Origin of the sequence: Sphingomonas aliaeris (genome assembly GCF_016743815.1) — a bacterium.
Classification (GTDB): Bacteria; Pseudomonadota; Alphaproteobacteria; order Sphingomonadales; family Sphingomonadaceae; genus Sphingomonas; species Sphingomonas aliaeris.
In genome coordinates this window covers 580,526-593,373 of sequence record NZ_CP061035.1, presented here as the reverse complement: position 1 = coordinate 593,373, position 12,848 = coordinate 580,526, and the positions used below count along the sequence as shown (strand labels likewise).

At 67.3% G+C, this 12,848-nt stretch carries 6 protein-coding genes and 1 pseudogene; 4 read left to right on the top strand and 3 right to left on the bottom strand.

Annotated elements, in window-relative coordinates; translation table 11 throughout:
- Window positions 1–21 precede the first annotated feature (21 nt).
- Window positions 22–1,776 carry an adenylate/guanylate cyclase domain-containing protein gene (locus tag H5J25_RS02530; RefSeq protein ID WP_202094446.1) on the bottom strand — a complete coding sequence of 585 codons (1,755 nt, stop codon included), beginning with the start codon at window positions 1,774–1,776 and terminating at the stop codon, window positions 22–24.
- 44 nt (window positions 1,777–1,820) lie between these two features.
- Window positions 1,821–2,798, bottom strand: a complete 978-nt coding sequence (locus tag H5J25_RS02525) for a tetratricopeptide repeat protein (RefSeq protein ID WP_202094444.1) — start codon at window positions 2,796–2,798, stop codon at window positions 1,821–1,823.
- A 98-nt stretch (window positions 2,799–2,896) separates the two neighbouring features.
- Between H5J25_RS02525 and H5J25_RS02520 the strand changes: the two are divergent.
- From H5J25_RS02520 to H5J25_RS02505, 4 genes and pseudogenes are all read left to right on the top strand, one after another.
- A pseudogene (locus tag H5J25_RS02520) lies at window positions 2,897–5,387 on the top strand (cyclic nucleotide-binding domain-containing protein).
- On the top strand, window positions 5,387–6,238 hold the full coding sequence (locus tag H5J25_RS02515; RefSeq protein WP_202094438.1) for a hypothetical protein: 852 nt from the start codon (window positions 5,387–5,389) through the stop codon (window positions 6,236–6,238). The pseudogene H5J25_RS02520 and the gene H5J25_RS02515 overlap by 1 nt, the downstream one beginning before the upstream one ends.
- A 7-nt stretch (window positions 6,239–6,245) precedes the next feature.
- Window positions 6,246–8,027 (top strand): cytochrome c3 family protein, encoded by a 1,782-nt coding sequence (locus tag H5J25_RS02510; RefSeq protein ID WP_202094437.1) that lies wholly within the window; start codon window positions 6,246–6,248, stop codon window positions 8,025–8,027.
- A complete protein-coding gene (locus H5J25_RS02505) occupies window positions 8,024–8,911 on the top strand; it encodes a phosphodiesterase (RefSeq protein WP_225883302.1) in 888 nt (295 codons plus the stop codon). Before H5J25_RS02510 ends, H5J25_RS02505 begins: the two co-directional genes overlap by 4 nt.
- Here H5J25_RS02505 and H5J25_RS02500 read toward each other — a convergent pair.
- A complete protein-coding gene (locus H5J25_RS02500) occupies window positions 8,897–12,841 on the bottom strand; it encodes an LVIVD repeat-containing protein (protein ID WP_225883478.1) in 3,945 nt (1,314 codons plus the stop codon). The genes H5J25_RS02505 and H5J25_RS02500 overlap by 15 nt on opposite strands.
- Window positions 12,842–12,848 lie beyond the last annotated feature (7 nt).

Genomic DNA, 12,848 nt, shown 5'->3' with positions numbered 1-12,848 from the left:
TCCGACGCGCGCCGTTCCCGCCTAGCGGGCGGCGCGCGTCAGCCGGTACATCGCCTCGTCACCGAACTGCTTGGCGAGCGCGACGCGGCCGACATAGGACAGCTCGAATTCGGCTGGTGATTCCATCGCGAGCACCGCGCCGAACGCACGCGTGACATAGACTTCGCCGACCAGGGCGATCGGCTCGATCCGCGCGGTCTTGTTCACTTCGCGACCGAAGAAGGTGACCTTGCGCGTGACCGGATCGATCGCCTCGTACACGCTGCCCAGATGCGCGCTCACCCGCATGCCGGCCCCTTCCCCCAGCACGCCCATGCTGGCGGGGTCCAGTTCGGCCTGAAGGTCGAGCGCCAGCCGCGCCGCGGCGGTCGATGTCTGCGTGACGACATACAAGGCGTCGCCCCATGTGTTGCGGCTGCACACATCGCCGGTGTAGCGATCGACGACGCGCGCGACCCGCCCCAGCACCAATTCCCAGAAGGTCGGCAGCAGCGCCTCGTCGATTCGCGAGAACCCCGCGAAATCGGTGAAGATCATGGCGCGCACTTCCCGCTTCGCCTCGACTGCGGTCGTTACCGCAGCGGCGGCGGGTCGGGCGAATTCGCTACGGTCAAGCGGGATCACGCGCGTTTCGCCGCCATGCGAGCGCCACAACTCCACGTCCGCGCCGGTGCCGGCCATTCCACCGGGCGTAAGGCCGTCCCATAGCGCAAGCTGCACCGCGTCGGTGCCCAGATGACGCGCGCGTAGCCGCGCGAACCCCATCATCATCATCGATCCGTAGCGATATTGGCGATCGTCATTCAGCGCCGCCGTCTCCGATGCGATCACGACTTCCGCCGCGCGATCCAGACAGTGCCGGAATCGCTCGATCCAACCCTCACCGCCAGGCGCGACGGACGTCAGGATGAAGTCCTCGATACGGAACGGCAACACGACGTGCAGTTCGCCACCGCGTGCCAAGACCGTCTCGGCGACCAGGATATCGGCGCCGCACGCCAGCGCACCATAGGCGATCGTCGAATTCAGCGAATCGAACGCCGTTTCGATCTGTCGACGCAAGGCCGTCTCGGACTCGGGCGAGTTACCGAACATGTGGCCGCAGAACGTGACAACCGGCGCGGGACGCAACCTGGCGACGACGCGCGCGCCACAGCCGCCGGCACCAACGATCCGGGCCAATTGCGTACTGGTGGAGGACCGCGCGCCGGGATTGCAGCCGGGCAGGTCGAGCGCCTGCTCGATCGCGACTTCGGCCCCGGCTTCGTCCCCGAGCAAAAGCTTGGCCTCCGCAACCGTGGCAGCGGCGTAGTAATCGGTCGATGGTGCGTCCCCGACGGTGTCGAGCACGGCGCGAGCCAGGGATTGCGCGCGCTCCGCCTGCCCGGCGAGCATGGCAAGCGTTGCCGCGTTGATCGCCGGAAACGCGTCTTCGGTCCGCCGGAAGATCGCTTCATAGGCGTCGGCGGCACGCGCGATCAGATCGATCGCACCCTCCCCGCTCGCCTGCCACGCGCGATCCTTCAGCAACCGCGCACCCAGGGTCAGCGTATCGAGGTCGGTCGGGTTCGCCGCGAGCGCCGCATCGTACAGCTTGAACGCGCGATCCGTTTCTCCCATCCGGGCCAGCGCCAGTACCTGCAGATATCGCAGTCGCGGATGCGCCGCGTCCGCGGCCAGCCCGGCGGTCGAGCGATCATAAGCAAGCAGCAGATCGCCGGCCGCCAGCGCAGAGGTCGCGGCGACGAGCGGATCGGGCGAGGACGCCGCACCCATTACGATCGATCCCCGGCGAGAAGGCAGATCATGCCGTGCCGCCGTCAGATCGACAGGGCACGCGCCGCCGCGTCCAGCTTGGCGAGCGTACCCGCATCGCCACGGAACGTCGTCCGCGCCGTCGTCAGCGCACGGACCGCCCCGGCACGATCGTTCAGCACCATCCGCGCCCGCATCAGCCGCAGCCAGCCGTCCGCGTCCTGCGGGTTCGCCGCCAGCCGCGCGGCCAGCCGATCGACCATGCCGCGCGCCATCTCGTCCTGCTGCGTCGGCGTCAATTTGGCGGCAGATGCGAGTTGGTCGGCGGTCGGCCCCGGGATCGCGTCGGTCGCCGCGCGCGCCATCGCCGCGTCGCTCGCCCCGGCCCCTGTTGCAGCCCCGGCCCCAGCCCCAGCCCCAGCCCCAGCCGGGGGCGTCACCGGCGGCGGCACCCGGCCGGCAATATCGATCTTCTCGCGCGTGGCGACCTGTTCGACCAGTTGGCGGACCGAACCTTCCCACGGCGCCCCGGGCGGCGCATCCTTCAGCAGCGCGATCCAGCCGTCCACGGCCCCGCGATGATCACCCTCCAGATCCTGGCGCACGGCGAGGAAATAGCGCGCGCGCGCATCCTTGGGGTCGACCGACAGCGCGCGGCGAAACGCCTGCACGGCGTCATCGCCGACACCCTTGTTTCCCAGCACCAGCGCCTCGCCCAGCGCGGACCAATTGTCCGCCGTAGCGGGCGCGAGATCGGCCGCGCGGCGATAGGCGCGCGCCGCATCGGCAAAGCGCTGCATCTTGAAATACGACCAGCCGAGCATCTGCCAGCCCGCGACATCGTCCGGCTTCGCCGCCAATTTCGCTTCCAGCTTGGCCACCATCTCCCCCACGTCCGGGGCAGGCTGTGCGTCGGGCACGGCGGTCGAAACCGGTGGCGTTCCCGCCTGCCGATCTCCGAAAACACGCCAGCCGATAGACCCGGCCGCAAAAACAGCGATGCCGATCAGGAAGTATCGGCTAAATCGCAAGTTGCTGCCCACCCCATTATCTCCCCTCGCGCCACAATGCGCTATTGCGATAAGCCGCCCTATACGGGCATGACCGCTTCGTCACTGAAAGTCTGGGGGACTTTTTCTTAATGTACCGCGTCGCCATCATCGGGTCCGGCCCTGCTGGACTAAGCGCGGCAGCGCACGCCGCCTCGCTCGGGATGCGGCACGTCCTGCTGGAACGGACGGATCACCTGTCCGACACGATCTATCAGTATCAGAAGGGCAAGCACGTCATGGCGACGCCCAGCCAGCTCGTGCTGCGCGCCGACCTGCCGTTCGACGCGGGCAAGCGCGAGACGATCCTGGGTGCCTGGAACGATGGCGCGTCCGCGGCGGGCATCGAAATCCTCTACAATGCCGAAGTGATAGAGATCGTCGGCACTGCCGGTGCGTTCCGGTTGATGCTCGCCGACAAGCGAGCGATCGAGGCGGAGACCGTGATCCTGGCGATCGGCACGCAGGGCAACCCCAATCTCGTGCGCTGCGCGGTCGAGCCGGGCGCGATCGTGCAATATACGCTGAACGATCCCGCGGAGTTCATCGACGAGACGATCATCGTCGCGGGCAGCGGCGATGCCGGGATCGAGAATGCGCTGGGCCTGGCCGCCGATCCCGAACAGCGCAATGCCGTGACGCTGTTGAACCGCGGTACCGAATTCGGCAGTGCCAAGCCCGCCAACGTACAGGCGCTGCTCGCCGCCGAGAGCGAAGGCCGCCTCACCGTGTTGCGGGAAACGACGCTGGCCGCGCTCGAACCGGGCTGGGCGCGGCTGGATGCGCGCGACGGAGAGGTTCGGTTGCGGTGCGACCGCGTGATCGCCCGGATGGGCTCCGCCCCGCCCCGCGCGTTCGTCGAGGCCTGTTGCGCGGATTTCACGGCGGATGATCGCGGACGGCGAGCGGTGGTGCCGGGCACCGGCATACGCTTCACCAGCACCGATCGCCTCGCCTACCCGGCGCTGTCGGAAACGTTCGAATCCACTGTCCCCGGCATCTACGTCATCGGCGCGCTGGCGGGCTATCCGCTGATCAAGCATTGCATGAATCAAGGCTATGACGTGGTCGAGATCATCGCCGGCAACACGACGTTGAAGCCGGCGGACGAACCGATCCTGGAAGCACGGTTCGCCGGCCTTCCCGGCCAGCGATCGGTGGCGGAATGGCTGGACTATCTGCGCACCGAAATCACCATCCTGAACGAACTGTCGGCGTTGCAGATGCGCGAGTTCATGCTGGACGCCACCGTCCGTGCGATGCCGCCGGGCGCCACGGTGTTCGAACGCAACCAGCCGGGATCGTCGCTGTTCGCGATCGCCGAGGGATCGGTGACCGTCGATACCGGCGGTGGACGCAGCGTCACGATCGACCGGGGTTCGATCGTCGGCGAAGTCGGGCTGATCTCCGGGCGGCCGCGCGGGTCGACGGTGCGGGTCGCCGATGCGGCGATCCTGCTCGAAATCCCGCGCAGCGCGGCGTTGAAGCTGATCGCCGCAGTCCCCGCCGCCGGGCGGGCGATCAGCCGGATCTCGACCGAGCGGCAATTGCTGCAGATGTTCGGTTCGGGGCTGACGCCGGACGATCTGGCCGACGTGCTGGCCAGTGCGGAACTGCGGACGGTTCGCGCCGGTGAGACGATCATTACTGAGGGTGAAGAGGGCCGCGACATCTTCGTCGTGCGCTCCGGGTCGATGATCGTCGAGAAGACGATCGGCGGGAAGAAGATCTTCCTCTCCTACCTGCCCGCGGGGTCCTATGTCGGCGAGATGGCGTTGCTCGACGGGGGCCGCCGCACCGCCAGCGTGCGCGCGGCGATCCGGTCGGAGGTGATCCGGCTCGACGGCGATGCGTTCGCCGCCTTGCTGTCGGCCAAACCCGAACTGGCGCAGCGCGCACGGGCCGACATGGCCGCACGACGCGAGGTCAATTCGTTCATCGAGGCGAAGAAGGACAGCTTTTCCAGCGCCGTCGACCTGTACTCCTCGGTCGCCGGTTTCCTGGTCGATACGGGGATCGGCGAGGCGACCGACGTGCTGCTGATCGACGAGAAACTGTGTGTCGGCTGCGACAATTGCGAGAAGGCGTGCGCCGACAGTCACGAAGGTCTTTCGCGGCTCGATCGCGAGGCGGGGCGGACATACGCGCATCTGCACGTCCCCACCAGTTGCCGCCACTGCGAACATCCGCATTGCATGGCCGATTGCCCGCCCAACGCGATCCATCGTGGACCGGACGGAGAGGTGTTCATCGACGACACCTGCATCGGCTGCGGCAATTGCCAGCGGAATTGTCCGTATGGCGTGATCCGCATGGACAAGGTGCCGCCGAAGAAGCCGCCTTTGCTCGCGTGGATGCTGTTCGGCAAGGGCCCCGGGCCCGGCGAGCCACCCTCGCGCTGGTCCAAGGCGAAAAGCGCCGGCCAGCCGGAAGCGCCGAAAAAGGCGATCAAGTGCGACATGTGCGCGGGGGATCAACGGCGGCCCCGCCTGCGTCCGCGCCTGCCCCACCGGCGCAGCGATCCGCGTCGCGCCCGAGGAATTCCTGTCGGTCGCGAAACTTGGTCGGGACACGCCTTCCTGATGGCGATGGCGGGGGGACGACAGACCGATCGCGTGAAGGCCTTCCGTCACGAAGGATATCTGCGTCACGCGCAGTTCCGCTGGGCGAAGATCGGTGCCGTCGCGGCGATCGCGGCGATTGCGGTATATCTGTTCCACGACCCCGATCCGCGGCCGAACGGGGGGACCTGGTATGGCTACACGCTGGGCACGATCGGCGCCCTGCTGATCCTGTGGCTGACCGCCTTGGGCATCCGCAAGCGCACCATGACGCGCAATGCATGGTCTTTGAAGGCATGGACGTCGGCGCACGTCTATCTGGGACTGACGCTGCTCGTCATCGGTACGCTGCACACCGGATTCCAGCTGGGATGGAACGTCCATACCCTGGCCTATGCGCTGATGGTGCTGGTGATCGCGTCGGGCATGTTCGGGGTCGTCGTCTACAGCCTGTTGCCGCGCATGCTGTCGGACAATCGCGGTGAACTGACCGAGACGCAGATGCTCGACAATCTGCGGTCGATCGATCGGCAATTGAACGACGCGGCGCAACCGCTCGAAGGCGCGAATGCGGCGCTGATCGTCGGTGCGCTGGCAGAGGATGCCTTCGCATCCGGCCTCTGGGCCCGCTTGTCCGGGCGCGAGCGCCGCGGTGCCACGTGGCTCGCACGCGAACGACTGGACGCCAGCGACGCCGCCTCCGTTCGCGCCGAAATCCTGCTGGGCCGCAAGCTGGAGATGCTTCGGCAGATCCAACAGCATCTCAGGCTGCGCGCGCTTCTGGAGATATGGCTGTACGTGCATGTTCCCGTGACGATCGCGCTGATCGCGGCGCTGGCCGCGCATATCGTCTCCGTGTTCTTCTACTGGTGAGGCGCGCATGACGTTCGTCATCCGGACCGCCTCGCGCGCCGCCAACGGTCGGGAGATCGTCCGCAGCCTGCGGATCGACGCCGACCGGCTGACGATCGGTCGCGCGCCGACCTGCGACATCCACCTTCCCGACCTCCAGCTGGCGCTGCTTCACGCCGCGATCGAACGGAAAGGCGACGATCGGGTGGAGGTCACCGCGCTGGCGGAGATGCCGTTCGAGGTCGATGGCCGGTCGACGCAGCAGGCCACGATATCGCTGACCGCCGGCGGTGAAGTGCTGCTCGGCGCGCACCGTCTGGCGATCGGGCGCGACGATGCCGGCGACACGCTGATCCGGATCGAGCGGATCGGCGACGTATCTGGCGCGGCGATCGCCGATGACGAAAAGACGCTGTTCTCGCTCAGGAAGATCGCGCCGCCGCGACGCGCGACTGCCTGGGTTCTCGCGATCCTCATCCTCGCGGCGTTTCTGGTCTGGCCGATCCGCTCCTTCTATGCGCCGCCATCCGCGGCCGGCGCGGCGCAGGCGGATGCGGCCTGGTCGCCCGGCAAATTGTCCCAGGCGCATGCCGGTCTGGAGAAGAACTGCAAGGCGTGCCACCAGGCCGCGTTCGTCGCGGTGCAGGACAGCGGTTGCCGATCATGCCACACCGACACGCACGATCATGCCGCGCCGGCGCGACTGGCCAAGGCATCGCCGATTCCCGGTCTGGAGGGTCGATTGCAACGATCGATCTCGGCCGCGTTCAATCGCCCGCCCGGCCGCTGCGTCGACTGCCATACCGAACATCAAGGCGCGACGGCGATGGCGCCGACGCCACAGCGCTTCTGCGCCGACTGCCACGGCGGCCTGAAGGAACGACTGCCCGACACGCCGTTTGGCGACGCGCACGATTTTGCCGCGGCCCATCCGCAATTCCGCCCGACCATCGCCGATGCGGGGACACCCGCAACGCTTCGCCGAGTCTCGCTGGATCGCCGTCCCAAACAGGATAACGGCCTGACCTTCCCGCACGCGCTGCATCTGTCGACCACCAACGCGGTCGCACGCATGGCACAGCGCCAGGGCAAGACCGGCGAATTGGGATGCACCGACTGCCATAGCCGCGATGCCGAGGGCGGGTTCCGCCCGGTGTCGATGGAGGCGAATTGCCAGTCGTGCCACAGCCTTGCCTTCGCCCGATCGGACGGCACGGTGCGCACCTTGCGTCACGGCGACCCGCGTCAGGTGGTGGCGGAGCTGCGGGACTTTTTCGCGCTGCATGGCCCCTCCCGCCCCGGCGCGATCGACAGCGGCCGCCGCCGTCCGGGCGACTTCGTGGCCGCCAGCCTGTCTGCGACCTATGGCCGCGCCATGGCCAACCGCGGCAATGCAGCGGAACGATCGATCCGCGCGGTCTTCTCACCGGGCGGGGCCTGTTACGATTGCCACAAGGTGGTACCGCCCGCCGCGGGCGGCAGCCTGAACTTCCGTATCGCGCCGGTCGTCCAGCAGAAGAACTATATGCCGCACGCTTTGTTCGATCATCGCCCGCATGCCAGTGCGACGTGCGCCACATGCCACGCCGCGCCGACCTCGAACAGCGCGAGCGACCTGCTGATGCCCAAGATCGCCGAGTGCCGGACCTGTCACGCTGGGGCGGATCCCGCGCGCGGACAGATAAAGTCCATCTGTGCGACGTGCCATGTCTATCATCAGGAGACCGGAACGATCGCTGCCGTATCACCCCCGAACCAGAGCCCTGGCCCACGCCACGACTTCGCCGCGCTGCGACTGTCGAAGCGATGACCGCCCCGCTGCTGATAGCGCAGATCACCGACCTGCATCTGGGCTTCGTGCCCGGCGATGCCGACGAACCGAACGCGCACCGGTTGCGTACGGTGGTCGAGGCCGTGGCGGCCTTGCGCCCGGCCCCCGACCTCGTCGTGGTGACCGGCGACCTGACCGACCGGGGCGATACCGGGTCCTACGAACGCGTTCGCGACGCGCTGTCGCCGCTTGCGATGCCGGTCCATCTGCTGCTCGGCAACCATGATCGCCGCGACGCCTTCACAACGGTCTTTCCCGATCATGCGCTGGACGCCGGCTTCGTCCAATACAGCGTCGATCATGACGGGCTGCGCATCGTCGCACTGGATACGCTGGACGAGGCACGCCACGGCGGCGCGTTCTGCGATGCGCGCGCTTCATGGCTGCGGGATCGGCTGGACGCCGCGCCCGATCGCCCGACATTGATCCTGCTCCACCATCCGCCACGACCGGTCGGGATAGCGTGGATGGACACCGATCCCCGCGAACCGTGGGTCGCACGGCTGGCGGCGGTCGTGCGCGGCCGGACGAACATCGTCGGGATATTGGCCGGGCACATCCACCGGCCCGTCGCCACGACGTGGTGCGGCGTCCCGCTGCTGATCGCGCCGTCCTGCGCGCCCGAAGTGGCGCTGGACCTGCGGCCGATCGACGCGGATATGCCCGACGACCGCGCGATGATCGCGGCGACCCCGCCCGGTTTCGCGCTGCATCTCTGGGACGGCACCGACATGCTCACCCATTTCGAGACGGTCGGCGGCGGCCCGGTGGTAGCGCGCTATACCCCGGCGCTGCAACCGATGGTCCGCGAGATGCTGGCAGAGCGGCCCGTACCGTCCTTGGCCCCGTCACCGGGCGGCTGACGGCACCCAGAAGGACAGGTCGGCACGGTCGGTGACCTTCCACGGCATCCCGCGGCGGTTGAGGAACAGGCGCTCCATTTCCGGCCGGGTAAACGGCCGCGATCCCAGCCGCCCGAACACGGCCATCTGCCCGCCCGTCTCGTCCACCGCGCGATCGCGGTCGAGTCCGCGCGACAATGCCCAGGCCGGGCTCGGCGTGCGTGCCCATGCGATCAGTTCGGGCTTCGGTTCCGGCGAGAATCCGTAGAAGTTCGGCTGGCTCTGCGGCGAGACGAGCTGGATCACCTTCAATCCGCCCGTGCCGTCCGCGACATAGGCGAAGGACGACGCATTCGTCGCGCCGATGATCACGTCCGATGCATCTGTCATCCGGCCACCGAACGTCTCGCGCAGGTAGACGCGCGGCGCTTCCGGCCGGACGATGTCGACGATCACCAGGCCGTCACGCCCCGCCGCGACATAGGCATAGGTGCGCGCGACATAGACGCGCCGCGCATCGGCCAGCGGCACCACCGCCGGCAGCAGCCGCGGCTTGCGCATCTGCGTGACGTCCAGCACGCGCAGGCCCTCGGCCGTCGTTACCCAAAGGTACCGGAACTGGATCGCACTCGCCCGCGCGTCCTTCAACGCCACCGTTGCGGCCAGCACGGGATGCAGCGGATCGGCCAGATCCACCGTCACCAGCGCGTCTGGCGTCGTGACATACGCGATATGCCCCGCCAGCAGGACGTGCCGCGCGTTGTTCAGCACGCCCTTCGGGTTCCACGTCACCGCGCGCTTCAGGAAATTGTTGCGCGGTTCGCCGTCCGCCATCGTGTCGATATTGACGAGGATGAGCCCCTCCTCCGCATCGACCACCGCGGCATAATGGTAGATCGCATCGAACGGCTGTTCCTGGTTCATCGATCGCATCGCCGGCGTGTTCCGCAGCGGGTTGATCGGCTGCGTCGTCGGCAGCGCTATGCAGGTCGCGTTGCGCGATGCGATCCCGGTGCGGTGCCCCAGCGACGAGAACGGTCCCTTCAGGATGCGGTCGGACACGCCCTTGTTCGCGATCGACGCCACGTCATAGACCTGGAAGCCGCCTTTCCCTTCGGCGACGTAAAGATATTCGCCGCGCAACTGGACGCAGCGCGCCGCGCCGTCCGTCGCCTGCGTGACGTTGCGGATGTCCTCCTTGGCATTCCGCTCGCCCGACAACTTGCCGTCGAAGGTCCGCCCGCGCGTCCAGTCGATCAGCTCGCGCTTGTTGCGATCGACGTGCAGCTTGTACCATTCGGGATAGGCATAGCGATGCAGGTAGGAACCGAACACCGTCTGCGGCTCGTCCCATTCGGTCACCCGCACCGCTTCGATCCCCGTGTCCAGCCCGACCCATACATTCAGCCCGACGATATTGACGGTGCCCGTGCCCATCAGCAGCAGCTGCGACATGATCGCATTGTTGTCGTCCGCGGCCGACAGGTGACAGTCGCTGCACGTCTTCGTCTCGGTGGTGCGCACGGTGTGCGGGAAATGCGGCGCAAAGGCCTGGCTGGAGAAGCCGACGGCGGAGATCGGCGGCTGCTGGACGTAGATGCGTTCCCTGTTGAGGTTCGTCGACGACAGCACCAGTGCGGAGGTCGAGCGGACCGGCGCGACCTGATTGCCCTTCGTCGTCATGTGAATGCCGAGCTGGAACATGTCGTCGCGCGCGACCTGGGGGTTGTAGGTCGCGAAATTGCGCGTTTCCTCACCCTCGTATTTCTGGCTGGTCGTCTTCCAGTTCGCCTCGATCGGCAGGTGACATCCACCGCACGAGGTGGTCCAGGAAAGATGACAGTTAAAGCATGCGACCTTGTCCGGTGCGTGCGCCCGCGCTTCGGCGGGGATGCCGGGGCCGAAGCCGTAGACGCCCGTGTCCGGTCCGTCGCGCCCCATCAGCTTCGCGCGCGCCGCCTTGGCGTTGAACTCCGGGCTGGCGCGGTCGACGGAATTCTTCACCAGCTTGACCGGCCAGGACAGTTTTGGATCCACCAGCGATCGTTGCGTCAACAGCCTGCGTCCGCCCGCGTCGGTGCTCCATTCGAACCGCGCCTGTCCGTCCGGGTTCCGCAGCAACGACAGATCGGTGCCCCCCGGACGCGCGGCCGGGCCGGACGTGCGCAGCGTCGGATAGGCATCGGCGGTACCGTGGCAATCCTTGCACCCGATCTCGACCGCATTGGCGACTTCGCCGTAGATCAGGCCATTGCCGTGGCTGTCCTGCGCGAAATGGCAGTCGGCGCATTGCATGCCCTTTTCGGCATGGATGTCCATCAGGTGGACCGCCTTGCCTTTCTGTTCGCCGACCGGCGCGAATTGCGGGCTGGTCTTCAGCGCGAACTTCTCGGGGTCGTCATTCGCCACGCGGTTGCCGTTTGCGTCAAGCAGATGCCCCTCGCGATCGCGCTTGTACACGGCGCGGAAATTCCAGCCGTGACCGTGATAATCCGCGAACTGCGTATCCTTCGCCTTCGGATTCACGTCGTCATGAACCTGGCGCAGGAAATCGACGTCGCCCCATTTGCCGCGTGCCGCCGCCGCTTCCGGGTTGCGATCGTTGATCGCACGCGTTTCCGCGGCGCTCGGGAATCGCTGCTTCTCCGGCCACATCAGCGGCGCGTCGGATTCGTAATCCCACATCGTGTAGCCGAGATAGGAATTCAGGAAGATGTTCGGCTGATGCATGTGGCAGTTCATGCATTGCGCGGTCGGGATCGCGCGCGTGAAGGCGTGTTCGACCGGGTGGCCGCTTTCCTTCACCGCGCCGACGGGATGCCCCACGGGTGCCGCATCGTGCCCGCCGTGCAGATCGGCGGCGGCGCGCTCCATCAGGTTGGCGATCGTCGGATCGACCGTCGCGGTCTGTCCGTCGCGGCCATATCGCGCCCAGCCGAGCGAATGCTTCGGATCGCGATCATTGGCATAGACGACGTGGCAGCTCGCGCAGCCGGACGAGCGATAGTCGCCGGGCTGATCGTTGGTTCCCATCATCGTCGTGAAGGGATCGTTCAGGCGCGTCTTGTGGATGTTCAACACCGGGATCGCGACGCGCAGGCCGGTACCGGGGCCGCGATTGGATTGCTTCAGGTCGGGCCGGCCGGGTTCCTCCAGACGCTGGATACTGCCGCTGGGGTTCGGCAGGCCGATCTCGGCGAATTGCGTCCCGATGTTGCGGCCGCCGCGCTCGAACACGCGGAAGACGTCGGACGGCGGCGTCACCTGCCAGGTCGGCAGGGGATACAGTTGCGGCAGCGCACCGCGCGCCGCCTGTCCGGGCGTCACCGTGCCCGGCGGCGTGCCGGGCGACAACAGCATCGCCGGACGTCCGTCGGCGGTAACCGCTTCGCCGAACTTGTACGTCTTGTACGGTGCGATGCCGTTATTGTACGCGGCACCGCCCCAGAGCATCGCCCCCGTCGCCATCAGCGACCGCTCGGCCGCTTCGATGATCTCCAGATGGCACGCACCGCAGGCCAGCCGCGACACGCGATTGTCGGACGGATTCACGAAGCGGATATATTCCGGCGCCTCGCGATTGATCAGCGTGTACGATCGTTTCGGATTGGCCGATGACGGCCAGTTCCAGCTGCGCGGATAGCGCGGGAGGACGTGCGCCCGGTCGCGCGCCGCGACATAGGCGGCATCCTTGGCGGACAATCCGGATGCGACCTTCACCCCCGCATCGCCGCCGTGACAGTCGACACAACCCAGGATGACCGCCTGGCTGCGGTGCATCGATGCCGCATCCGACGCCGTATGGCATCCGATGCACCCGGCGCTCTTCGACGCTGCATCGGCCGGCGTCTGGCTGGCGGGCGCGGGCGGGGTTACGGCATAGGTGATGGCATGGGGCTTTTCCGCATCGGACGCCAGCAGCGCCGGCGCGGCGAGACCGATCGCGAACATCGCCAGC

Excerpts from the sequence above, each read along its gene's own strand:
- H5J25_RS02515 (WP_202094438.1), top strand. The coding sequence starts at position 5,387 with ATGGCGATGGCGGGGGGACGACAGACCGATCGCGTGAAGGCCTTCCGT.
- H5J25_RS02530 (WP_202094446.1), bottom strand. The coding sequence starts at position 1,776 with ATGGGTGCGGCGTCCTCGCCCGATCCGCTCGTCGCCGCGACCTCTGCG.
- H5J25_RS02510 (WP_202094437.1), top strand. The coding sequence starts at position 6,246 with ATGACGTTCGTCATCCGGACCGCCTCGCGCGCCGCCAACGGTCGGGAG.
- H5J25_RS02505 (WP_225883302.1), top strand. The coding sequence starts at position 8,024 with ATGACCGCCCCGCTGCTGATAGCGCAGATCACCGACCTGCATCTGGGC.
- H5J25_RS02500 (WP_225883478.1), bottom strand. The coding sequence starts at position 12,841 with ATGTTCGCGATCGGTCTCGCCGCGCCGGCGCTGCTGGCGTCCGATGCG.